19 protein-coding genes are annotated in these 26042 nt (G+C 38.8%); 1 reads left to right on the forward strand and 18 read right to left on the reverse strand.

Annotation, left to right across the window (positions count from 1 at the left end; genetic code table 11):
* Nucleotides 1-242: 242 nt before the first annotated feature.
* The 4 genes from ACTQZM_RS01630 to ACTQZM_RS01645 all read right to left on the reverse strand — a co-directional run bounded on the left by ACTQZM_RS01630 (nucleotide 243) and on the right by ACTQZM_RS01645 (nucleotide 4939).
* Nucleotides 243-1424, reverse strand: coding sequence for a hypothetical protein (locus ACTQZM_RS01630; protein WP_441652692.1), 1182 nt, complete (start codon nucleotides 1422-1424; stop codon nucleotides 243-245).
* Complete coding sequence (locus tag ACTQZM_RS01635; RefSeq protein ID WP_441652693.1) at nucleotides 1414-1899, reverse strand: RNA polymerase sigma factor; 486 nt, start codon at nucleotides 1897-1899, stop codon at nucleotides 1414-1416. Before ACTQZM_RS01635 ends, ACTQZM_RS01630 begins: the two co-directional genes overlap by 11 nt.
* Nucleotides 1900-2038: 139 nt before the next feature.
* Complete coding sequence (locus ACTQZM_RS01640) at nucleotides 2039-3049, reverse strand: glycosyltransferase family 2 protein (protein WP_441652694.1); 1011 nt, start codon at nucleotides 3047-3049, stop codon at nucleotides 2039-2041.
* Nucleotides 3050-3184: 135 nt separating this feature from the next.
* Nucleotides 3185-4939, reverse strand: a complete 1755-nt coding sequence (locus ACTQZM_RS01645; RefSeq protein ID WP_441652695.1) for a 1-deoxy-D-xylulose-5-phosphate synthase — start codon at nucleotides 4937-4939, stop codon at nucleotides 3185-3187.
* 271 nt (nucleotides 4940-5210) lie between these two features.
* Between ACTQZM_RS01645 and ACTQZM_RS01650 the strand changes: the two genes are divergently transcribed.
* Complete coding sequence (locus ACTQZM_RS01650) at nucleotides 5211-6071, forward strand: GyrI-like domain-containing protein (RefSeq protein ID WP_441652696.1); 861 nt, start codon at nucleotides 5211-5213, stop codon at nucleotides 6069-6071.
* Between the two features lie 307 nt (nucleotides 6072-6378).
* Here the strand turns inward: ACTQZM_RS01650 and rpoC are convergent, their stop codons facing one another.
* The 14 genes from rpoC to ACTQZM_RS01720 all read right to left on the reverse strand — a co-directional run bounded on the left by rpoC (nucleotide 6379) and on the right by ACTQZM_RS01720 (nucleotide 25956).
* A complete protein-coding gene (gene rpoC / locus ACTQZM_RS01655) occupies nucleotides 6379-10035 on the reverse strand; it encodes a DNA-directed RNA polymerase subunit beta' (RefSeq protein WP_441652697.1) in 3657 nt (1218 codons plus the stop codon).
* A 116-nt stretch (nucleotides 10036-10151) separates the two neighbouring features.
* Entirely contained in the window at nucleotides 10152-13754 is a 3603-nt protein-coding gene (rpoB, locus tag ACTQZM_RS01660) for a DNA-directed RNA polymerase subunit beta (protein ID WP_441652698.1), read from the reverse strand.
* A gap of 648 nt (nucleotides 13755-14402) precedes the next feature.
* Nucleotides 14403-15569, reverse strand: coding sequence for a hypothetical protein (locus ACTQZM_RS01665; RefSeq protein ID WP_441652699.1), 1167 nt, complete (start codon nucleotides 15567-15569; stop codon nucleotides 14403-14405).
* A 62-nt stretch (nucleotides 15570-15631) separates the two neighbouring features.
* Entirely contained in the window at nucleotides 15632-16171 is a 540-nt protein-coding gene (locus ACTQZM_RS01670; RefSeq protein ID WP_441652717.1) for a hypothetical protein, read from the reverse strand.
* 126 nt (nucleotides 16172-16297) lie between these two features.
* Nucleotides 16298-16966, reverse strand: coding sequence for a CPBP family intramembrane glutamic endopeptidase (locus ACTQZM_RS01675; RefSeq protein WP_441652700.1), 669 nt, complete (start codon nucleotides 16964-16966; stop codon nucleotides 16298-16300).
* 140 nt (nucleotides 16967-17106) lie between these two features.
* On the reverse strand, nucleotides 17107-17433 hold the full coding sequence (locus ACTQZM_RS01680; RefSeq protein ID WP_171312036.1) for a type II toxin-antitoxin system RelE/ParE family toxin: 327 nt from the start codon (nucleotides 17431-17433) through the stop codon (nucleotides 17107-17109).
* Nucleotides 17430-17738, reverse strand: coding sequence for a type II toxin-antitoxin system RelB/DinJ family antitoxin (locus ACTQZM_RS01685; protein ID WP_441652701.1), 309 nt, complete (start codon nucleotides 17736-17738; stop codon nucleotides 17430-17432). The genes ACTQZM_RS01680 and ACTQZM_RS01685 overlap by 4 nt, the downstream gene beginning before the upstream one ends.
* A gap of 132 nt (nucleotides 17739-17870) precedes the next feature.
* Nucleotides 17871-19142 (reverse strand): peptidase U32 family protein, encoded by a 1272-nt coding sequence (locus ACTQZM_RS01690; RefSeq protein ID WP_016250700.1) that lies wholly within the window; start codon nucleotides 19140-19142, stop codon nucleotides 17871-17873.
* Nucleotides 19143-19154: 12 nt separating this feature from the next.
* Nucleotides 19155-20075 (reverse strand): peptidase U32 family protein, encoded by a 921-nt coding sequence (locus ACTQZM_RS01695; RefSeq protein WP_441652702.1) that lies wholly within the window; start codon nucleotides 20073-20075, stop codon nucleotides 19155-19157.
* Between the two features lie 348 nt (nucleotides 20076-20423).
* Complete coding sequence (locus tag ACTQZM_RS01700; protein ID WP_441652703.1) at nucleotides 20424-22922, reverse strand: ATP-dependent Clp protease ATP-binding subunit; 2499 nt, start codon at nucleotides 22920-22922, stop codon at nucleotides 20424-20426.
* A 35-nt stretch (nucleotides 22923-22957) separates the two neighbouring features.
* Nucleotides 22958-23416 (reverse strand): CtsR family transcriptional regulator, encoded by a 459-nt coding sequence (locus tag ACTQZM_RS01705; RefSeq protein ID WP_243198584.1) that lies wholly within the window; start codon nucleotides 23414-23416, stop codon nucleotides 22958-22960.
* Nucleotides 23417-23499: 83 nt separating this feature from the next.
* A complete protein-coding gene (locus tag ACTQZM_RS01710; RefSeq protein ID WP_441652704.1) occupies nucleotides 23500-24063 on the reverse strand; it encodes a TetR/AcrR family transcriptional regulator in 564 nt (187 codons plus the stop codon).
* A gap of 143 nt (nucleotides 24064-24206) precedes the next feature.
* Complete coding sequence (locus tag ACTQZM_RS01715) at nucleotides 24207-24878, reverse strand: ABC transporter ATP-binding protein (RefSeq protein ID WP_243198576.1); 672 nt, start codon at nucleotides 24876-24878, stop codon at nucleotides 24207-24209.
* A 10-nt stretch (nucleotides 24879-24888) separates the two neighbouring features.
* Nucleotides 24889-25956 (reverse strand): ABC transporter permease, encoded by a 1068-nt coding sequence (locus ACTQZM_RS01720; RefSeq protein ID WP_441652705.1) that lies wholly within the window; start codon nucleotides 25954-25956, stop codon nucleotides 24889-24891.
* Nucleotides 25957-26042: the final 86 nt, after the last annotated feature.

Raw genomic sequence — 26042 nt, forward strand, 5'->3', positions numbered from 1 at the left:
TGAGAAGAAATTCCCATCGGCATTTTTAAAAAGTAGTAAAGAAATAACCGTCTCGCATGAAGCTCGCCTTGCGCTCAAAAGTTCAACAAACCTCTGCTTGAGATTGTTTCTTATGTATTTATTATAGCTTATTGCGTGTTTTTTCACAAGCGTTTTCATCTTATCCCGTTGACATACTCACTAAAAACGCTACGTACTCTAAAAAGCTAGACCCCTAAACAAATACGAGTCTAGCTTTTGGTTTACATATTTTGATTGTATAATTCAATCTTTTCAATCTTGGCAAAACAGTCTGGATATTTTTTGAGAATATTTTGCAACGAAGCTACTGTAGTCACCGCATACACACTGCTAATCTTAAAATTATCTTTATTTTGCAGTTCTTTTTGATAAGCTTTGATTTCTTTATTCAAATATTCATAATGGAAGAGTTTTTGAAAATGCGCTTGATTATCTAACATGAATTGCAACAAGGATTGAAAACGATCATACTGGAAATTTTCCGGATATTGATTACTTGTTTGAATTCCCATAAACAGATAAGGATATTTTTGATTCAGTTTTTCTAAATATTTTTTGTCCCTTTCTTCGGCAGTTAACGTATAGGGCACGGTGCCAATATCGCGAAATCCTAGCAGTCCAGTCTTATCATTTGGTGGTTGAACGCCATACCAATAAATATGTGTGTATTCTTCTTCCTCAATTTTTTGCACTTGTTCTAAAGTCACACTTGGTTTAAAAGTAAGTGAGGCATAAATTTGGCTATATGGCGGCAAAGTAGCCAATTGTTTAAGCATGCTTTCTCTGAGATTCTCAAACGTTTGATACTCAAATGTTTCACTCGGCTTAGTTGAAAATCGTAACAACGCAGAAGACGTCCTTATAGCATAGTTATTATTAACCACTTCGCCTTTTCTGATTTCCATTTTAGTGGGAAGCGGATAATCAAAGCTTGTTTCGCCGCGCTTCCCTAATGTGGTTTCAACATCATAATTGCCATAACCGAGTTCATTAATTTTAATGTCATTGATACTAATAAAAGGGTTCTGCAACTCATAGGCAACCATGAAAGATAAAGAGAATGGCGCAACTTTATCGCCATCTTTAGCAGTCGGATTATAGTAAAACTGATCGACAATTTTTGGTAAAGCGAAATAGCCGATTCCTGTTAACACTAATAAAATACCAATCGTTGCCAAAAGTGTTTTAAACCAATTTTTCTTGATTTGTCGATTGATTTTTTGCTTAAACTGTTGATCTTCCACACTTAAATCTAGTTTTTCCCATTCCGCTTGTTCCTCTTCTAAGGCTAAATCCTGTAATTCCTGAAATTCAGCTAGGCGTTCTTTGATATAGGCAATTTCTTCTGGTGTGGCTTGGTTTTGACGGTATTTTGCTAATAATTCTAATAATTTAGTACTCATCTTGTAACACCTCTTTTAATTTTTTGCGTGCACGATGTAAGTAAACACGCACCTGATTGACGGTCAACTGAAAATACTGGGCTAACTCAGTCGTAGAACAATCCGCAAAATAAAACAACAATACCAACTCTTGATAAGGCATCGGCAAGGATAAGATAGCGAAATACAATTGCCTATTTCGTTCTTTTTGCAAGATTTGTGATTCGAAACTTTCCGTAAAAGTAAGCTGTTGGCTCGCTAAATCCACTGACTGTCGGTATTGTTTTTTCCGATATTGATCAATAAAACTTGTCTTAACTACACGTAATAACCAAAACTTCAACTGATCAGGGGCATGCGTTTGACAAAGGAGCTTATAATAGGCCTCGCTAACTAACTGTTCTGCTTTTCTTTCATCTTTTGTCAGTGACAGCGCATACAAATACAAAGAGGGCGAAAACGCAAGATAACTTTCTTCAACTATTTTTCTATCCATAGTCATCGCCCTCCTTTCACTTAAGAGACGTTTGAAAGTCAAAAACATTACAAGATTTTATGTATTTATTTTAACAAAATATCAAAAACGATACTATGGCAAAAAAGACACCTGCCTAGTTTAGACAGATGCCCCCTTGTTAATTAAAACCGTATAATTTATGCACTAAGCGATAAAAACCGATCACAATCATGCGGCCAGACTTACCTGGTAAATGCACACCAAAACCAAAGAAGCCACGACGCAACTTGCGATAAAGCTTCACATCTTGCTTGCGGATATATTGCCATAATTCGCGTTTCTTAGCCAAACTTTCTCTACTGCCTTCTTTAATCAATAATACCGACGAAATCATCGTAATAATCTCAGCATACTTAAACATATAGGCTTGCAAATTCTTATCAGTCGTTGGATGTTGCGCCAAAAAGGCAATTATCCGGCGATTAATATACAGTTGTTGGTCAATACGCTTGATCATCACTTGCTCATTGACAGACTGATCCTCGCGTCCAATATAATAGCGATAAAAATCAACATCTAAATAATACATCTTCTTCACAGCGGGTAGTGGCTCAAAAACATACAAATTATCCACATAAAAAGTATGCTTAGGTAAGACTAAATGCTGCGATAACAATAATTGCCGACGATAGATTACCGAATGCATCAATAAATACTTACCTACTGGAAAACGCTTGGTCGCCTCCCAGCTAAATACTTGATTCGTTGGTAAAAAGGACGTATATTCGATGACTTTCTTGCGTTTGGCCCCTTGTTTTTCATAGACGTAATTACTAATCAATAAATCAATCGGCTCAGCAAAACTAGCTAAACAGTCTAAAATCTTTTCATACGCGTCCGGATCTACCCAATCATCGCTATCCACGACTTTCACATACTCACCCGTCGCATACTTGATGCCCGTATTGACTGCCTCGCCATGCCCACCATTTTCCTGATGAATCGCGCGCACAATCTCTGGGTATTGCGCTTGATAGTCCTCCGCAATCTTGCCGGTGTTATCTTTTGACCCATCATTGACGATTAAAATTTCAACCCGACTGCCCCCAATAAGCAAAGATTCCACACAACGCTTTAAATAATCCTGGGAATTATAACTGGGGACGATAATACTCAATACTTTTTTCATTTTCAAATCTTTCCATTAAATTATCTAACTTTTGTTGCTAAGCTTATGATAAAGAAAATACCAACGTTTTGCAAGGGAATTCCTTTATACCACACAAAAAGAAGGGCAGCTCATCCACCCTTCCTTTGTCATCGATTATTTGACCACTGCTAAAATATTTTTCACAATATTTTCCACCGTGATGCCATTTTCAGCTAATAATTCACTGGCTACATAACGGTCATGGAAAGCTTTATCTAAACCGTAATTTTGCACTTTCACATCGGTATTGCCTAAAAAGCTTGCGACCGTTTGACCATAGCCACCATCGGTAATGCCATCTTCTAACGTCACCACTAGTTGATGATTATTGGTTAATTCTGTTAATAATGTTTCATCCACACCAGAGATAAATTTAGGATTAATCAAGGTTGCTTGGATATTTTCCTTAGCTAGTGCGGCGATGACTTCTTCGGCTAAACCAAAGAAATTACCGACCCCCATTACGGCGACCTTGTTTCCTGCTTGAACGACTTCATTTTGATAAAGTTGATTATAATCCGTCGTATCTGCTTTTCCTGTGCTGCGTAATGGCCCCACTGGTACACGAATGGCTACTGGATGAATGGTTTGTTCCAAGGACCAATCAAGCATCGCCAAATATTCTTCTTGATTTGTTGGCGCAAGATAGACTAGGTTTGGAATATGACTTAAAAATGGAATATCAAAAATCCCTAGGTGGCTTTCATCATTCATGCCATTCACGGAAGCATTATAAACCAAAATCGTTCCTGGCAAATCATTTAAGGCTAAGTCATGTGAAACTTGATCATAGCTACGTTGCATAAAGGTTGAATTGACCACCCAAACTGGTTTAGCCCCATTTTTAGCCAAGCCTGCTGTCATGGTTGCTGCTTGTTGTTCGGCAATACCAACATCAATAAATTGTTTGCCTAATTGTTTACGTTGTTCAGGATTAAATAGCATCATCGGAGTGCCTGCATTCACTGCGACCACTGTTTTATCCTTTTGCATTTTTTCCCACAAAAATTCTGTGGTGAGATTGCTGTATGTTTTCGCCCCGATACCGCGTTTGACATATTCGCCGGTTTCAAGACTAAATGGACCACCTGCATGGAATTTTTCACGATTTTCTTCTGCAAATTTGAAGCCTTTTCCCTTCACCGTATGTATATGTAACAACACAGGGTGATCCACATCTTTGACCGATTCAAACAAGTCGATTAAAGCATCTAAATCATTACCTTCATCTAAATAATGATATTCAAAGCCTAGTGATTGAAAGAAATTATCTTTCGCTTGACCATTTGATTCGCGCAAAGCTTTTAAATTACGATATAACCCACCGAAGTTATCTGCAATTGATTGGTCATTATCGTTTACAATCACGATGATATTGCTGTTTTGTTCGGCGATATTATTCAATCCTTCAAAGGCCAATCCACCAGACAATGAGCCATCGCCAATTAGCGCCACAACATTGTAATTTTCTTGCTTTAAATCACGGGCCACCGCAATCCCATTCGCTAAAGCCAGCGAAGTCGAAGTATGCCCCACTGTGAATAAGTCATGTTCGCTTTCTTTCGGGTTGGTATAGCCAGACACATCATCAAAATGCGCAGGATCTAAAAAGGCTTGGGCACGACCGGTTAACATCTTGTGGATATACGTTTGGTGTGAAATATCAAAAACCAACTTATCCACCGGTGAATTGAACACACGATGTAAAGCCACAGTCATTTCGACCACACCTAAATTTGGCCCATTGTGACCGCCGTGTTGACTAATTTTGTTCAATAAAGCAGTGCGCGCTTCATCGACTAAAGTATGTAGTTCTGAACGATTTAATTGTTTTAAATCTTTGGCATCAGTAATTTTTTCAAGAATCATGTTTCATCAATCCTTTTATGTATTATTGCACAAAAATTATCATACACCTTAAACCTAACTTTAAGGCAAGCGAAAAACAGGATTTTTTACTAAATTCCGCTGTATTTTGTCATCCATATGCTAGAATGAAGGAAAATAAAGTGAAAGAAAGATATTACCTTTTATAAATTTATCTCATCCGACCAAACTTCTGATATTTTGTCGAGTGTCTCTCATTCATCCATGATAAGATAAGGTCAAGTTAGCTAACAAAACACAGATGGAGGACAATATGCTTAAACAATTAAATCATTGCATGCAACTCATCGAACAATATCTTGATAGTCCCGATACTATGGAGCAAATCGCCCAACAAAGCCAGTGGCCCATGCTAGATATCAAACAAGTTTTCTTTTATTTGACGGGAATGAGTCTGGTGGAATATATCAAAAATCGCAAACTCTCCCTAGCCACACAAAAACTATTAACTGGCAAATCAGTCACAGAAACAGCTTTTGAAAGTGGCTATCAGTCCGTCGATGGATTTACTCGCGCTTACAAAAAATTTAGCGGAATGCTGCCATCTGAAGTCTATCAAAAACAACGCGGTCGAAGATTTGAACCTATTCAATTTAAAATAACTGTTCATGGAGGAAATCAAATGGAATATCAATTAATCGAAAAACCCGCCTTCACCTTTGCCGGAGTTAGTAAACGGGTCAAGATGCAATTTGAAGGCGTGAATCAAGAAATCGTTGCCCTAGCTCAAAGCATCACGGAAATACAACGAAATTTAATGCATCAATTAAAAAACGGAGAGCCAAATGAAATTCTGAATATTTCTTATCAAGCGGATCGACAATTTTTAGCCGAAGAAGGCCAACTGACACATATGATTGGGGTTATTACTAAAGAGCGTAATTTACCAGAAGGCCTAGATTATTTAGAAATGCCAGCTTCTACGTGGGCAGTCTTTCCAAATGAAGGACCTTTCCCTGAAACCCTTCAGCAAACAATGGCCAATATCTATACAGATTGGTTAGTGAATCATGATTATCAATTAGCGGACTCACTTTCCTTTTCATTTACCAAGATGGATCCTGAAAAATCTGGTTTTGCCTATAGTGAGATTTGGATTCCTGTCAAAAAATAACACTAAAAAGTCTATCCCACATTTAAACATGAGGTGGATAGACTTTTTGTTTTAATTTAGACTTTCCAACACACAGACAATTCCTTCTACAATAACATTCAATACCACTTCCACCAACCCAGCAATAAAATGGTTTTTGAAATTTGAGTCCACGCAAACCACATCCTGAATTCTTTTGCTAGTTTCATTTTAACCGTTTACTTACTATAATTCCTGAGGCTAAGGACTGAATCTTCTAAGTAGACAACTTTTTCAGGATACACAAAAAGCCCAGGAATTGCTCCTGAGCCTTTTGTTCTATGATTGATTATAGTAAATCGTTATTGTTTAAAGCATCTTCGGCAGCTAGTTGTGCTTCTACATCAGAAATGCTATACACGTTTTCGCTAGTTAAAGTTGCTTCTTTTGGTTCCATATTGCGGTAACGAGCCATACCGGTACCTGCAGGAATAATCTTACCGATGATAACATTTTCCTTCAAGCCTAGCAATGGATCTTTCTTACCACGGATAGCAGCATCTGTTAACACACGAGTTGTTTCTTGGAAGGAAGCAGCAGATAAGAAGCTGTTTGTTTCCAAGGATGCTTTCGTAATACCTAGCAATACTGGACGAGAAGTTGCTGGCACACCACCGTTTACGATTGTTTCGTAGTTTTGGTCTTTAAAGTCAGCAATATCCATTAAAGTACCTGGTAAGATGTTTGTGTCACCTGGATCCATTACACGGACTTTACGTAACATTTGACGAACCATTACTTCGATATGTTTATCCCCGATTTCTACCCCTTGCATACGGTATACACGTTGTACTTCGCGCAATAGGTAAGTTTCAACAGATAATACATCGCGAACTTGAAGTAATTGTTTAGGATCAATTGAACCTTCTGTTAATGGTTGACCACGGTGTACGATGTCGCCTTGAGCCACTTTCATACGCGCAGTAAATGGTACAGTATAAGTACGAGTATCAGTTTTACCTTTAATCGTCACTTCTTTGGTACGAGTTGAAGCTTCTTCGTTAATCTCAATGACTTCACCAGTTACTTCAGTGATCACGGCTTGCCCTTTAGGATTACGTGCTTCAAAAATTTCTTGGACACGAGGAAGACCTTGAGTGATATCATCTCCGGCAACCCCACCGGTATGGAAAGTACGCATGGTTAACTGAGTACCAGGTTCACCGATTGATTGCGCAGCGATTGTACCGACTGCTTCACCGACTTCCACTTCACTACCAGTAGCCAAGTTGCGTCCATAACAGTGTTTACATACCCCATGACGTGTATTACATGTAAATACTGAACGAATCGTTACTTCTTCAATTCCTGCATCCACGATTTGTTTAGCAATGTCTTCTGTAATCAATTCATTTGAACCGATGATTACTTCACCAGTATTTGGATTGATAACAGATTTACGAGTATAACGACCAATCATGCGTTCTTCAAGAGATTCGATATTTTCGTTACCTTCTTTAATCGCACGGATAACTAAACCGCGGTCAGTACCACAATCATCTTCACGAATAATGACATCTTGTGCCACGTCAACCAAACGACGAGTCAAGTAACCTGAGTCGGCAGTCTTCAAGGCAGTATCGGTCATTCCTTTACGAGCTCCGTGAGTAGAGATGAACATTTCCAAGACAGATAGTCCTTCACGGAAGTTAGAGATGATTGGCAATTCCATGATTCGACCATTTGGAGCGGCCATCAAACCACGCATTCCGGCAAGCTGTGTAAAGTTAGAGATGTTACCACGAGCTCCAGAATCTGACATCATGAAGATTGGGTTTTTAGAGTCCAAACCTTCCATCAGTTTCTTTTGAATTTGGTCTTTGGCATCATTCCAAACACCGATAACACGCTCATATCTTTCGTCATCCGTAATCAAACCACGACGGAAAGTACGCGTAATATTGTCAACTTGTTTGTGGGCATTTTCGATAATATCATGTTTTTCGTGTAAGACCATGATATCGGCAATCCCTACAGTAATACCCGCTAAAGTAGAATGTTTGTAACCTAAGTCTTTCATTCTATCTAGCATGTGAGAAGTTTCAGTGACTTTGAATCGTTTGAAGACTTCAGCGATAATATTTCCTAAGTCTTTCTTCTTAAATGGCTTAACTAATTCTTGACCCGCAATTAACGCTTTAATATCCGTACCAGGTGCAACAAAGTATTTATCCGGTGTTTGGACGGTTAAGTTAAAGCTGCTTGGTTCGTTTAAGTAAGGGAATTCTTGTGGCATGATTGAGTTGAAGATAATCTTACCAACAGTCGTTACCATTAACTTAGATTTTTGTTCTTCAGTAAATGGTTTGTCCCCTAAGGTATTTGGATTCACAGCGATACGAGAATGTAGGTGCACATAGCCATTGCGCCATGCAGTTACCGCTTCGTCCATATCGCGGAAAATCATGCCTTCACCTTCACGACCAGCTTCTTCCATGGTTAAGTAGTAGTTACCTAAGACCATATCTTGAGAAGGAGTTACGACTGGTTTACCATCTTTAGGGTTCAAGATGTTTTGAGCCGCTAACATCAACATTCTTGCTTCGGCTTGAGCTTCTTCATTCAATGGTACGTGAACCGCCATTTGGTCCCCGTCAAAGTCCGCGTTGTAGGCTTCACATACTAATGGGTGCAAACGAATCGCACGGCCTTCAACTAAGACTGGTTCAAAGGCTTGGATACCTAGACGGTGCAAGGTAGGTGCGCGGTTAAGTAGTACTGGGTGTTCTTTAATTACATCTTCCAATACATCCCAAACATCATCTTCTTGACGTTCGATTTTGCGTTTGGCATTTTTAATATTTGAAGCTAATTCGCGTTTTACTAATTCATGCATGACGAATGGTTTGAATAATTCAATCGCCATTTCTTTTGGTAAACCACATTGATACATCTTCAAGAATGGTCCAACTACGATAACTGAACGTCCTGAGTAGTCAACACGTTTACCTAATAAGTTTTGACGGAAGCGACCTTGTTTCCCTTTCAACATGTGTGATAGAGATTTCAATGGACGGTTACCTGGACCTGTTACTGGACGGCCACGACGACCATTGTCAATTAAGGCATCCACCGCTTCTTGTAACATACGTTTTTCGTTTTGAACGATGATACTTGGGGCATTTAAGTCTAATAAACGTTTCAAACGATTATTACGGTTAATCACACGACGATATAAGTCATTCAAGTCAGAAGTCGCAAAACGGCCACCTTCTAATTGAACCATTGGACGTAAATCAGGTGGAATAACTGGAATAACATCCATCACCATCCAGCTTGGTTTATTACCAGAAGAACGGAATGCTTCTAAAATATCTAAACGACGGATTGCGCGTGTACGTTTTTGACCAGAAGCTGTTTTTAATTCTTCTTTTAATTCAGCAACTTCTGCTTCTAAATCGACACCTTCTAATAATTGTTTCACCGCTTCAGCACCCATCGCAGCCGTAAATTCTTGGCCGTATTGTTCACGTTTTTCACGGTATTCACGTTCTGTTAATAATTGTTTTTTCTCTAAGCTTGTGTTACCTGGATCGATTACGACATAAGAAGCAAAATAGATGATTTCTTCTAATGCACGAGGGCTCATATCTAGGACTAATCCCATACGTGATGGAATCCCTTTGAAGTACCAAATATGTGATACAGGAGCAGCTAATTCGATGTGGCCCATACGTTCGCGGCGCACTTTAGAACGAGTTACTTCTACCCCACAACGGTCACAAGTAATCCCTTTGTAGCGGATTCTCTTATATTTACCACAAGCACATTCCCAGTCTTTTGTAGGACCGAAAATACGTTCATCAAACAAGCCTTCGCGTTCAGGCTTTAAGGTACGATAGTTAATGGTTTCTGGTTTTTTTACTTCACCAAAAGACCAGCTTCTGATTTTCTCGGGAGAAGCCAAACCTATTTGCATACTTTCGAAATTATTTACATCGATCAAAAGGGGTTCCCTCCATTTCCTTTTTTCACTCGATTTTATACAGCAAGATAAGCGGGCAGAAAATCATCCTTTCTGCCACTACTTATCATTCATTTATACTTTTGACAAGCACGATTTTAGGCTTCGTCGTTGTCCTCTTCTTCGGCTTGACTAGCGGCTAAAGCTTCTTCTTCAGCTTTGCGTTGTGCTTCTTGTTGGGCTTTTTGTTTTTCAGCATATTTTGTTAAAGCATCAACGGTAATTAAATCATCGTCATCATCCATGTCACGTAATTCAATTTCTTGATCGTCAATGTCTAATACGCGCATATCTAAACCAAGAGATTGTAATTCTTTGACTAATACGCGGAATGATTCTGGCACACCTGGTTTTGGAATTGGTTCACCTTTCACGATGGCTTCGTAAGTTTTCACACGTCCGACAACATCATCTGACTTGTAAGTTAAGATTTCTTGTAGGGTATAAGCAGCACCGTAAGCTTCCAGTGCCCATACTTCCATTTCCCCGAAACGTTGTCCACCAAATTGAGCTTTACCTCCAAGTGGTTGTTGGGTAACTAATGAGTATGGTCCAATTGAACGGGCATGTAGTTTGTCATCAACCATGTGGGCTAATTTAATCATATACATGACACCGACAGAAATACGGCCATCGAATGGTTCCCCTGTACGTCCGTCGTAAAGGATGGTTTTCGCATCTTTGGCTAAACCAGCTTCACGAACCGTTGCCCATACATCTTCATCGCTCGCACCATCAAATACAGGTGTTGCTACATGGATACCAAGGGCACGCGCAGCCATACCTAAGTGTAATTCTAATACTTGTCCGATGTTCATACGTGATGGCACCCCTAATGGATTCAACATGATATCCACTGGTGTTCCGTCTGGTAAGAATGGCATATCTTCTTCCGGCATAATACGGGAAACAACCCCTTTATTACCGTGACGACCGGCCATTTTATCCCCTTCATGGATTTTACGTTTTTGAACAATATAAACACGTACTAACATATTTACGCCTGGTGATAATTCATCGCCAGCTTCACGTGTAAAGATCTTCACATCGTGGACAATACCGCCACCGCCATGAGGAACACGAAGAGAAGTATCACGAACTTCACGCGCTTTTTCACCGAAGATTGCGTGTAATAGACGTTCTTCAGCAGATAATTCAGTCACTCCTTTTGGTGTCACTTTACCTACTAATAAGTCCCCGTCTTTTACTTCTGCCCCGATGCGGATAATACCCATTTCATCAAGGTTCTTCAAGGCATCTTCACCCACGTTTGGAATTTCGCGAGTGATTTCTTCAGGTCCTAATTTGGTATCACGTGCTTCTGATTCGTACTCTTCAATATGCACAGAAGTATACACATCATCTTTTACTAAACGACGGCTCATGATAACCGCATCTTCATAGTTGTAACCTTCCCATGTCATGAAGGCAACTAAGACGTTTTGACCTAAAGCTAATTCTCCACCTTCCATTGATGGACCGTCTGCTAAAGTATCGCCTTTAGCCACGCGTTCATGCAATTGAACTAATGGACGTTGGTTGTAACTTGTTCCTGAGTTTGAACGACGGAATTTCGTTACTTTATATTTATCTAAGGTACCATCTTCACGGCGAACGCGAATTTCACTTGCATCCACGTATTCAACGATACCATCGTGTTTACATAATAAAGCTGCTCCAGAGTCATGCGCTGATTTGTATTCCATACCAGTACCAACCCATGGTGCTTTAGGATTAATCAAAGGCACTGCTTGACGTTGCATGTTGGCCCCCATCAAGGCACGGTTAGAGTCATCGTTTTCTAAGAATGGGATACATGCAGTCGCCACGGCAACTACTTGTTTAGGAGATACGTCCATGTAGTCTACTTTTTCAACAGCAACTTCGATATTTTCACTTGTTGCACGCGCCATGACAACAGGTTCAGCAAACGTACCATCTTCGTTTAACTTACTGTTTGCTTGGGCCACAACATAATGGTCTTCGATATCAGCAGTTAGATAATCAATTTGATCGGTTACGCGTCCTGTTTCACGGTCTACACGACGATATGGTGTTTCGATAAAGCCATATTTATTCACTTTCGCATAAGTCGCTAAACTGTTGATCAACCCGATGTTTGGACCTTCAGGCGTTTCAATCGGACACATACGACCATAGTGAGAGTAGTGAACGTCACGAACTTCATATCCGGCACGATCACGCGTCAAACCACCAGGCCCTAACGCAGATAGACGACGTTTGTGGGCTAACTCACTTAGCGGGTTGGTTTGGTCCATGAATTGTGATAATTGAGAAGAACCAAAGAATTCTTTGATACTTGCCACTACTGGACGGATATTGATTAATTGTTGTGGTGTTAATGTTTCAGTGTCTTGAATTGACATGCGTTCACGTACCACACGTTCCATACGCGCTAAACCAATACGGAATTGATTTTGTAATAACTCACCAACTGAACGGATTCGACGGTTTCCTAAGTGGTCGATATCATCTACTTTACCGATACCTTCCATTAGGTTTAGGAAGTAACTCATGCTTGCGATAATATCTGCAGGACGAATCGTGCGCACATCGCTTGGTAAGTAGCCATTGCCAATGATATTAATTTCACGTTCTGGATCTTTTGGTGAAAAGACTTTGATTACTTGAACAGTCATCGGCTCAGTGACAACCCCATCTTCTGAAGGATAGTAAGTCACGCTGTTTAAGCCGTTTTCTAATTGTTCGGCAATGCTATCGATGACTTGGTGTGTTAAGACTGTTCCTTGTTCAACTAAAATTTCACCTGTTTCAGGATCTACTAAAGTTTCAGCCAAAGTTAAGTTTAATAGACGTGTTTTTAAGTCTAATTTCTTATTCACTTTGTAGCGACCTACTGCAGCAAGGTCATAACGTTTTGGATCAAAGAAACGCGCATTTAAAAGATTTCTTGAGCTATCAGCAGTCTTAGGTTCGCCTGGACGTAGACGCTCGTAAATATCTTTCAAACCTTCTTCTGTACGTGAATCACTTGCATTTTTGTGTAAGTCTTTTTCGATAGTATTACGTAATGATTCGCTATCTCCGAAAATTTCAAAGATTGTATCATCTGAACCAAAACCTAACGCACGAACTAACACTGTCAATGGAATCTTACGGGTACGGTCAATACGTACATAAGAAATATCTTTACTATCTGTTTCCATTTCTAACCATGCGCCACGGTTAGGAATGACAGTTGAACCGAAACCTTCTTTACCATTCTTATCTACTTTCCCATGGAAGTAAACACCCGGAGAACGGACTAATTGTGAAACGATAACACGTTCTGCCCCGTTGATGATAAAGGTTCCTTGTTCAGTCATTAATGGGAAATCGCCAAAGAATACTTCTTGTGACTTGATTTCGCCAGTTTCTCTATTTGTCAAACGTAATGTTACATGTAATGGTGCAGAATAGTTTGCATCGTGTGCACGTGCTTCATCTACATCATACTTAGGTGTCTTCAACTCATAATCTACGAATTCTAGAGATAAATTGCCGTTGAAATCTTCAATCGGTAAAATATCTTCAAACATTTCTCTTAGTCCTTCATCTAAGAACCATTGATAAGAATCTGTTTGAATCTCAATCAAATTCGGTAATTCCAATACTTCACTGATACGTGCGAAACTTCTACGTTCGCGGTGCTTTCCGTATTTTACTACGTGTCCAGCCAAGCTCTTCACCCCTTCAAAAATCTTTCAAAATAGCTACCAACCAATATTACTTTTTTGTTACAAACATTAAACTTAGGTAACAAATCGTATTTTTTGCGGCTTTAAGGCAAAAAAAAATCAAAAATAGAAAGTGTTCAAATCCCTGTTCTACTTTTGTTTTCCTTATGCTACAGCCGAAACGGACAATATTTCGTTCCTACTGATAATACTTTTTGATAGTTTTTGCATCTATACATTTTAGACAATTCTAGCCTATTTGTCAAGCTTTCATGAAATTTTTCATTTTTATTCTCAACATTGATTTTTCATCCCTATGTGCGAATAAATTCAACAGTTTTCCCACCTATACTCTAGAAACTTCTGAAATACAAAAGTTTTTACACTTATACTCTAGAAAAGTTAAAACCGAGAACTTCCACAGAAAAGTTTCTCGGTTTTTGACTAATATGACTCTGTAAAAATATTCTAGGATATGTGCCAAAAATTTACGTCTTCTTTTTCAAACTTATACTCACTAAAAGAAAAATCAGAAACATTCCCATTGCAATCAAGCTAAAACTTTGGAATACAACAAAAAGCGCAGTGACATCAGGTGAAAATACTCCCACTGCCAAAACAAAGGCCCCCGAAATACTCCGACTCAAAACTTCATCCTCTTTCTTTATAATTATGATAATAGGCTAAAAAACTAATTGTTCCAACACAACAAATCAGCGCATAGCTCATAAACAAAACAGATAAACCGCATCGATCATATAAAAAACTTCCCAGCGGACTACCAACTGAATCCCCAACTAAAAAACTAGATTGCAGAATTCCTAAATAAATAGTTGATTCTGCCTTAGGGATGACTTGATAATCCATCAAATCACTAATCACGAAATAACCAGCTAATGTCATCTCAACAACGAATAATACGATTAACATACTCATTTTACTATTCACTATCAGTGGAATAATTAGTGCAACCAAAATACCGATAAGCTGATTCAAAAAGAAAAATAAGCTAAGTTTTTTAGATACCCAATTATTTGATAATATAAGCGTCAAAAGCAAAGTTAATACAGCAATTAGCGTAGTTAGATAGGTAGTGCCCATCACAGACCACCCTGCACCTTTGATGATTGCTGGTAAAATGGAGGTAATCATTGAACCACAAATCCCTAAAATAAACGTAATGGCATAAAGTAAACTTCCTCTAGCCTTATCTCGTGGCAAGAAAATCCATTGCTGCTTTTTTTCTGGAATTTCAATATTGGGTACCTTAGTAAATGACAATAATAGCATTAAGCAAGCATAGATAACTAACAATGTCACATAAGCATTCGTTTGATAGAAGCTCATTAAGAAAATCGCACATCCACTCACAGGCACGGCAATGATACTCGCAATATTCGAAATGGTAAATCGTGAAGAGCGAATAAGATTACTGTTTTCTTTATCCTGGTCGCCAATATGTAAAAACCAATGCCGAACAAGTAGCAGTATCGCTGAAGCACCAAGACCACCAATAACCCCTGATAAGATAGCCAACCCTCTATTTTTAACAAAAATCCGTAAAAACATTCCCAATGCGTACAACGGCACAAAAATACGAAAATAGACAACGGTTTTATTTTTGGGAATCTGATTGGTAATCATAAAGGACAGTGCACCTGATATTGCCATTGCTGAATATGATAATGAATAGTTATCCAAAGATTGATGTTCTTGCGCAAATAGTACAAAAGCATATTTGGAAACACCCATCAACAAATAGAATACAAACAAAAACAAGAAAATATGCTTATGCTTTAACAATTTTTTATATTTCACTCAATAACTCCTTTATTTCAGTTGCTACACTTTACAACATTTTTTTAAAAGCATAAAAACTCTCAGACAGCCTCTCTCATCACAAACCAATGAATGACAAGTAGTAACCATAATATCAAGCCGATATATGTCTCGCAAACGGAGGTATAGCTAATCAAATAGAAAAATACGCTACTAAGAGTAATCACTTCTGAAACAATTATTTTTTCACGCGGTAGGAAACGAGAATCTTTAAACCAAGCGTAAAAATATAAAATCATTAATAAAATTTCAACCATAATCACTAAAGCTGACACAAATAACGGCAAGGTCTTGAATGCATCTTTTTCTAAATAGGCCAATTGAAAAGCGACCGTGGACATGATTAGATATTCCCATCTTGCCGGCAGAGAGGGCTGTTTTTGTTTGACGAAAGGTTTGGTCCAGATATAGAAACGATAACAACTTAATCCCGCACTCAACCATAGCAAAACACCTATAGCTACCATATTAACTCCATCAAACAAGCTCGCCACACTCACAAGTAAAAAACAAAGTAAATCTACATATGGCGTTTGATATTTTTGTGAGATAAAAAGATAAGATACACCAAATACTATCATCCACAACAATTTTTACCTCTCCACTCTCTAATTATTTTCTTAAAATTATTGTAACAAAAAAACATTTATTACAAATAGTAAAAAAAGAAGAACCCACAATGATAGGATTCTTCTCTACATTATTTCTTACATCACTAACAATGCCACAAAACCGATTAAATTATTTAAGAAGTGGACTGCAATGCTTTCGTTTAAATTCTCATGACGATAATAAGTATAGGTCAAAGCAGCACTCATACTCAAATACACAATAAAACTTAAATCAAATTGGCCGCTAACATGTAGTAAAGCAAAGACTAGCATCGCCACCACAAAAGCGATTTTTTTATTTTTGATTGTTTTGAAAATCAGCGCCCGACAAATAAATTCTTCTACCATTGGCGCTAAGACTAAAATCATCAATCCCATATACCAAGTTGGAATTTGCTTCATCAGACTTTCAATCGCTTGTTGGTTTTCTGGTGCTGCATTGACACCAAAAAGTTGTAAAATCACACCGCTCAGTAATTTAAGTAGGTAGGTCAGTGCAAACATACTCAAAATGAATTTCCAGTTGTCTTTGGTAATCGTCTGTGTGATAGGTTTCATCCAACCTTGTTTTCTTGCTAGATAATAAGAGATACCCACCGTCGTAAGTAAGAGTAAGGTTGCAATTATATAGACAAAAGTTTGATTACTTGAAATCGTTGGACCTAAAGCAATCAACATGGTCGAGGTTTGATCCAAAGTTAGTAATCCGATAAATAATAATATAGCCAATAAATAGCGAATAATTGGATTTTTAATATTTTCCATTTTTTACGCCTCCTTTTAGATAACAAATATATTATACTAAAAACAGACCAGAAACACTATCCGTCTCTGGTCTAAGTTGGATAATTTTAACCATAAAATGATTGCAAGTACACCCATGATTTTCAAACAACATTTCACATTTATTTTTCCTCATCTTGTGTTAATCGCGCAGAAATATCCGATTGACAGTACAAGATATTGGTCACGTAAACTTTATTCGCTGTGATTAAGTAAAAGACATAATAATTCTCTATCCTCATCTGATGAAGTCCTCGTGAACGTCCTGGTTCAATATCTGTCATCTTATATCGAAAGGGCATAACGTTTAAACTGAATATTGCTCTTTTTATTTTTTGATAAAGGCTGCTCGCAACATTAGGAGATTGTAACTTAAAAGCGATATATTCGTAAATATCCTCTAGATTCTCTATAGCAGATTCTGTAATAATCACTTGATATTCTTTCATATCAAATACTTCTTTTCAAAATCTTCAAAGGCATCTTTTGCATCACAAACTTTTCCTGCAAGCACATCATCCATTCCCGCTTGCAATAAATCAGAAATTTCTTCTTTACTTAATCTCCCCATATCGATAGTTTCTGGCGCCTGAGGCAAGGTAACTTTAAAAGGGATTCCTCCTGTCAGTGCGATTTGATTCAAATACATATCTATTGCAGTAGACATTGGCACCCCTAATTTAGACAATACACTTTCTGCTTTTTCCTTAACTGAAGCATCCACTCTTAAATTTAATGTCGCATTTTTGACCATCGACTATCCCTCCTTCATGTACAATTGTAACGCAAACGACATTACTATTCAACTCGATTTACCACTTCCTTTGATTCAAAAAAAACAGACCAGAAACACTATCCGTCTCTGGTCTAAGTTGATTGGTATTCATTAGGCTTGAGCGACTTTTTTCTCTCTAACCTTTTCTTCTTTTTTCTTTCGCAACATATCGCCTGGTTTGACTGGTTCAGCAACCGGCATTGTTAAGAGCATCATCGGATTTGGTGCACGATCAATCATTTCGCCCTCTTCATTTTTCATCCATTCTACACTTTGATGGAAATGATGGAAGCCAGGGCCATAAATCTCGATTTCATCGCCTACGCTAAAGTGATTTCTTTGGCGAATGGTCGCAATTTTGGTCTCTTCATCATAGCTAATTACTTCACCAATAAATTTATATTCAGGAATTTTACGACGTGGACCAAATAATTGTTCATTTTCTGTTGGGATATGATAGTAAAAACCAGTCGCTAATTCACGTTGCGCCACTTTCCATAATTCATCAATCCACTCTTGTTTGCAGACGTAATTTTCTGGATCTGCCATAAAGCTATCCACCGCTGCACGATAAACATTACATACCGTTGAGACATAGTGAATCGACTTCATACGGCCTTCAATCTTGAAACTATCTACACCATTTTTAATCAAGTCTGGCAAATGTTCAATCATCGACATATCTACGGCACTCATCGAAAACTCTTCCGCAACTGCCCCATTTTTCACCAAGCTGCGACGTTCTGTTCCAAAAGGCATGTCATATAAGTCATATTTCCAACGGCAAGATTGTGAGCAGCCGCCACGATTGGCATCACGCATGGACATATGGTTAGACAACGTACAACGCCCGGAATAAGAGATACACATCGCCCCATGAATAAAGGCTTCAATCTCAATATCCGTATTTTGGCGAATCGTTGCGACCTCTTCCATCGAAACTTCACGCGCTAATACCACACGCTCTAAACCTTCTTCTTTCCAAAATTCTAAGGTTTCAAAGTTGGTGGCTGAAGCTTGTGTGGATAAATGAACAGGTAATCCTGGTGCTTCAGTAATACAAATTTCGATTAAAGCCGGGTCTGAAACGATAACCGCAGAAATCCCCACATCACGCAATTCGCGGAAAAATTCACCAGCCCCTGCTTGGTTGGCTTCGTGTGTCACCATATTGGCTGCCACATAGACTTTGGCATTGTGCGCCTTGGCAAACTCCACGCCTTCTTTCATTTCTTCATAGGTAAAATTACCCGCACGAGAACGCAATCCATAGGCATTTCCACCAATATATACAGCGTCTGCCCCATAATGGATGGCTGTTTTTAATTTTTCGAGTGTCCCAGCTGGTGCTAGAATCTCGGGTCGTTTATATTGAACAGTCATGATAGTCCCTCCTTATTTAATAGCATCTGGTTCGATATAGTAAAAACCAGTCGTTAATTCGCGATTGACAGGATGATTTGCCTCAATCGTAGCAACAAGTTGTGCTTTTAATTCATCGGTAAAATTGTTCGCTTCAATGGCTTTTCTGGCGGTATCAAAAGCCTGCGCAATCGCCACAAAACCTTCTCCAGGGCAATAGATGCCATCTAATTTCCAAGTCGTAAAATGATAGTCCACTAAATCTGTTAATTCATTCATCAATTGAATATCTTTATCAGCAAAAATATGCGTGCCATGACTATCTTCGTAAATCGAATAATGGGTTTCTTCTTTTTTCGGTTCACTTAAGAATAGTCCGCGCTCTTTTTTCACCGATTCTTTTTGTTGCGTAAAGTTATAGTAATTTTGTAAAAGCGGACGTAAGGATTGATGGATGCAAGTCGCACCATAGACTAAAACTTCTGCAGGGACTTGTAGCTCTTGAGACATCACTTTCATCTCTTCAAAAGGCACTTCGCGGGCAAGGACAGCTCCTAATGCACCTTTTTTCGCCCAGAAGTTAATTTGACGCGCACTCGTAACCAATGTTTCCCCATCATAGATAAAAGGTAGGGTTAATTCTGGATTTTTGCGCATCACATAGATAATCCCAGGGTCACCAAGGGAAATCACATCTACATTGATTGAACGTAGAAAAGCCAAGTATTCAGGGATTTCTTTCATCTTTTCCGGATGCATAATCCCATTCACCGCAATCATCGCTTTTTTGCCGTGCTGATGGGCTAAGTCTACTAGTTGTTTTTGTTCTTCTCTGGTAAAGCTGGCTGGCAAGCGTAGGCCAAAACGTTCTTCACCAAAAAAGATAGTATCTACATACGGTAATAATTGCTCAGCTTGGGCCAAGGATTCCACCGTTGCGACAATATTAATCATCAAAAAACCTCAATTCTTTGTCATAATTCAAATTTATATGTAATAGGCACTATTTACTGTATCATTAATTCAGTGTTTGTGCAATGAAACGGCGCCGACTTTTTATTGATACTTATGTTATTTCTTGAAAGATAACAACGTTTAAAAATAGGATGATTCTAAAGGATTAAAAAACTTTCTCGTTAAAAAAATATTTCACAATTGATATTTTTATCGTATCAAACCTATCTGAGCGAATCCACCGATTTTTGTGATACTTCACACGAAATCATTAAAAAGCAAGCCAAATTTTGAACACTTCAAAAAACAGACCAGCGCACAATGACCCTGGTCTGCTGAAAGTCTTGCTTATTTACCACTACCGACAAGTTCAAGTGGTTGGGTTTTGCTATTCTTGACAGTCAAAGTGATATTGCCTTTAGAAGCACCGATTGTCACTGCATCGCCTAATTGAACTTGGCCAGAAATCAACGCTTCACTTAGCTTATCTTCAATTTCACGTTGCAATGCCCGACGAATTGGCCGTGCACCGTATTCTGGATCAAAGCCGGCTTTACCGATGACATCAATGGCACTTGGCGTAATCTTCAATTGAATGCCTTGTTCTGCCATACGTGCGACGATTTGACGGCTCATGATTTTCACAATTTCATGAATTTCGCTCGCATCTAATGAATTAAAGACCACAGTTTCATCGATACGGTTCAAGAACTCTGGACGATAGGCTTTCTTCAATTCTTCTAAAATACGTTTTTCCATCGCTCTTTGGTCTTTGCTTTGGTCCACCGCATTGAAACCGACACTCTTTTCTTCGCGTAATTGCGTTGCGCCTAAGTTAGATGTCATAATCAAAATCGTATTTCTAAAATCAACTTTACGTCCTTTGGCATCGGTTAAGTAACCATCATCCAAGACTTGTAATAAGATGTTAAAGATATCTGGATGGGCTTTTTCTACTTCATCTAACAAGATAACAGAATATGGTTTGGTCCGTACTTTTTCTGTTAACTGGCCGCCTTCTTCATAACCTACATAACCTGGAGGCGAACCAATCAAGCGAGAAGTCGAGTATTTCTCCATGAATTCAGACATATCTACCCGAATTAGCGCATCTTCACTACCGAACATCGCTTGGGCTAAGGCTTTGGCTAATTCCGTCTTCCCTACCCCAGTTGGCCCTAAGAACATGAAAGAACCAATTGGACGGTTTGGATCTTTTAAGCCACTTCTGGCACGGCGAATAGCTCTAGACACCGCTACGACTGCTTTATCTTGACCGACGACTCGTTGATGCAAGATTTTTTCTAGATCCATCAAACGTTGGCTTTCTTTCTTAGCGATTTGTTGCACAGGCACACCGGTCCATTGTGACACCACTTCAGCCACATCTTCGGCACTTACCACTTGCAACTCTTGATTTTCGATTTGTTTTTGTTGAGATTGTGCTAATTTTTCAGCAATTTTCCGCTCTTCTAAACGCAATTGAGCTGCTTGCTCGAAGGCTTGATTATAAATGGCTTCTTCTTTTTCTGCATTGACCCGAACCAATTCATTTTGTAAATCAGCGACCTTCGAAGGCTTATCGCTAGCATCTAGGCGCACTTTAGCAGCTGATTCATCAATCAAATCAATGGCTTTATCTGGCAATTGACGAGAATGAATATAGCGCACCGACATCGTAACAGCTGCTTCAATCGCTTCATCGGAAATTCTCAAGCCATGGTGTTCTTCATAGCGTGGACGTAACCCTTGTAAGATTTGGACCGCTTCTTCTTGACTAGGTTCATCGACTTGGACTTTGGCTAAGCGACGTTCTAAAGCACTGTCTTTTTCAACATATTTTTGATATTCATTCAGGGTGGTCGCGCCGATTAATTGGATTTCGCCACGGGCAAGGGCTGGTTTTAAAATATTGGATGCATCCACAGAACCTTCTGCACTCCCCGCACCAATCAAGGTATGAATTTCATCAATAAAGAGAATAATATGACCATCATTGTAGATTTCGTCAATGATTTTCTTCAAACGCTCTTCAAATTCGCCTCTAAATTTCGTACCAGCGACCAAAGAACCCATATCTAGCATCATCACGCGTTTATGCAACATATCTTCTGGCACTTGACCATGAATAATGCGTTGCGCCAAACCTTCCACAATTGCCGTTTTTCCGACACCAGGTTCCCCAACAAGTACAGGATTGTTTTTGGTACGACGGCTTAAAATTTGCACTAAGCGACGGACTTCTTTATTCCGGCCAACCACTGGATCTAAGCGTTGTTCGATGGCTTGACGGGTTAAGTCACGCGCTAAGGCATCCAACGTTGGGGTACCCTCCATGGTTTCTTGTTTTGCTTGGGTTGGTTGCTTGCGACGATTAGGTGTCTGTGTTTGATTGCGTGTAGGTTCTTGACCCATTTTCTTCTTCAATAATTGACGCATTCTTGACAAACTAAGCCCTAAATTGAGCATAATGCGTGAAGCTAAAATTTCTTCATCGCGTAATAAACCTAAAAGTAAATGCTCCGTCCCGATTTTTTCAACACCAGAACGTTTGGCTTCATCATTGGCATAAGCGATAATTTGTTTCACTCGCGGCGAATAAGGTAAGAAGTAGTTATCAGGATAATGCTTCACCATGCCAAAACCGGTGTAATGTTCGATTTCTTCACGGATATCATTTTCTTGAATATTCATTTCACGCAAAGTTTTTCCCGCGATACCTTCTTGTTCCACCACTAAAGCTAACAATAGATGCTCTGAACCAATTGTTTGATGCTTGAAGTATTTGGCTTCTTCTTGTGCTAACATCAAGACTTCTTTTGCTTTAGGTGTAAATAAATCCTCCATTTTTCATGCCCCCTTCATATCTCTAGCTATCTAGCTTAATTTTCGTAACTTAAACGTTGTAATAACGCATGCATTAACTGTGCGCGAATTCGTTGATCATCAGGATGATTAATCCCTTGTTTTGAAAATAATGATAATAAAAGATTACCTTCACGCTGCGTTAATAAATCTTCCTCGTATAATTTTTGAATCATCGCCTTGGCATCATTTTCTGATAAATAATCTTCAAATAATTGATCCAAACTAGCTAAAAAGGCTTGGTGATTGCTGATTTGTACCTTTTCAATGCGGATATAGCCTCCACCACCACGTTTGCTGATGACGTTATATCCTTGCTGAATGGTAAATCGCGTATTAATCACATAATTAATCTGTGAAGGTACGCAATCAAACAAGTGAGCCATTTCCGCACGACGAATCTCAATAGCGGCCTGTTCTTCTAAAAACTTCTTTAAATAGGCTTCGATTAAATCCGAGGTATTCTGATTGCTCATCTCATCCACCTTCCTTGACTAATATTGACCTTAATTATACAGAAAATTTACATAATTAGCAAAAAACTCGCCTTTGCTCCTATCTAACGCTTGATAGCCCCATATAAAAATAAATCAATGACCTGCTCAAGTGGAACTTGCTTTTTCGCATGCCCAGTGGGACGAACCATCGTATAACTCGCCAACAATGTAAAGAGCTGCGTGACCAAGACTTCTTCATTTAACCCCTGACGTAAAGGCTCTTTTCCACTCGTTAATACCTTGATAAATGGCGCTTGATAACTCTCTTGCCAAACCATTAATAAGCGCACCATCGATTCTCTAGGCAACTCATTATGAATATCCTTTAACATCTGCGCAAAATCAAAGTGGTATTCCTTTTGTAAGAAACTGGCCATCTCCACCAATTTTTCCTTTAGTGGTAAATCTTTGGCAGCTAAAAAATTCAACTCAGCGGCTAATTGTTGGGAAATATGCTCCACAACAGCGACATACAATTCTTCTTTATTCGGAAAATGATAATATAAATTAGGCTGCGTAATCCCAACTTTTTGGGCAATCTGGCGAGTTGAAGTTGCCTTAAATCCCTGTGATAAAAACAATTCCGCAGACGAAGCTAAAATTGTCTCGCGTAAATCCTCCCTCATTTCTAACCTTCTTTCTATCTCTTTACTCCTATTTTATCATTTTTTCAGGGAAATATTCACTTAATTTGATTAAATGCAAAGAAAAAAGACTAGCCATTGTAACTAGTCTTTTTCGCTAATTGATTAACATGGATAGGCAAAGATTAGGCTTGTTTTTCTGTTAGTACGCCATCTTTCATTTCAAAAATACGGTCGCAATACTTAGTCATACGAATATCATGCGTAACCATAATCGTTGCTTTATTTTTCAGCTTGGTTTCTTTCGCTAATAGTTCCACCACCTCAAAGGCACGGGTAGAATCTAGACTCGCTGTCGGTTCATCCGCTAAGATGATGGTTGGATCATTATACAGCGCTCTGGCAATGGCTACTCGTTGACGTTCTCCTCCCGATAAATTTTCGGGATATTTTTTAGCCAGATGTTGAATCGACAATTGCTCAAATAATTCTTGTACCAATTGTGGTCGTGGTTGATGTGTAATTTTATCTACCAAACGCATTTGGTCTTCAATCGTCAAAAACGGAATCAAGTTAGAGCTTTGTAGAATGAATCCAATTTCTTTAAAACGTAATTGCGCTCGCTTTTTCTCTGCTACTTGACTAAATGGCTGATTATTCACCAAAATTTCACCTTCGCTCGGCGTTAGTAAGCCTCCTGCTAAAGTTAAAAACGTGCTTTTTCCTGAACCAGATGGACCGACAATTGCAACAAATTCGCCCTTGTTAATCACCAAATTCGTTGGTTTGAGTGCTTGGATGATTTGTGAACCGTCTTGATATTCTTTACGGACATTTCTAAATTCTATTGCTTGCATATAATCCCTCCTAACTAATCGCCTTTAATGGATCGATTTTGACCACTGTGCTGACAGAAAAGACCGCACTTAAAATGGCAATCACCCACATGCCGACACTAACTACGAGATATAAGCCCCAGAAAATGGCAAAAGGTACCGCAGCAGGCAAGACAAGCGAACTCAAATAGGTCAGCGCTAAGCCTAAGACAATCCCGACAAAAGCTAAAATCGCCGTCTGTACAAATACGCTACGAGCAATGAAGAAATTCGAAATACCTTGGGCTTTCATCACACCGAAAATGGCCTGTTTTTGCATCGTTAAAATATAGATGAAAATGCCAATCACAATCGCCGCGATAACAATTAAAAAGCCAATCATAAAAGCAAAGGTCATATTTTGCGCACTATAACCTGGCAAATCATTGATAAATGCACTGATTTTCACTTTTTCAAGATTATCGGCGACTTGTTTGGTCTGACCACGAACGACAATCGCATTAATTTTCATCGCCTCTTCAGGTAAAGCCTGATTAAAACGAATTTCTTGAAAATCAGCCAGACTCATATAAATGACAGGTGCTACATTATACATCGCCTCATCGGTAAAACCAACAATCTTTAAAGTTTGCTTACTACCAGCCACTTTTAACTGATCTCCCACTTGCAGTCCATCTTCTTTTGCTAGACTATCATTAACTACTACTTCACCAGTATTTTTGAACATGCGCCCTTTCACCAGATTAGGCGCCAAAAATTCATCTGCTTCAATACCGAAAAAACTTACATTGATTTGTTGGTCCTTCTTTCCTTTTTGATACACAATGCCAGGAAACTGTGCCAATGCCGCTTTATCCTCTGCTTTCACTGATTCATAATCATCCATCGTTAACATCGACATATTTAGCTTTCCATTGGCCTCATCGGATAATAAAATACGATCTGCCTGCCATTTATCGACTGCTGTACGATTTTCTTGCGCCAATCCATAGGCTAGACCGGTTAAGAAAAAGACCAAATAAGCAATTAAAAAAACTACGCCAATCACGAGAGCATAGCGTAACTTTGAATGTTTCATTTCATTGATTGCTAAAAACATGCTTACACCTCATTTTTCAATTTTTATCAACTGATAAATTTATCAGTTGATAAAAACATAATAGTCGAAACACTCAAATGTTGCAA

Source organism: Enterococcus cecorum (assembly GCF_052119425.1).
Lineage (GTDB): Bacteria > Bacillota > Bacilli > Lactobacillales > Enterococcaceae > Enterococcus_E > Enterococcus_E cecorum_C.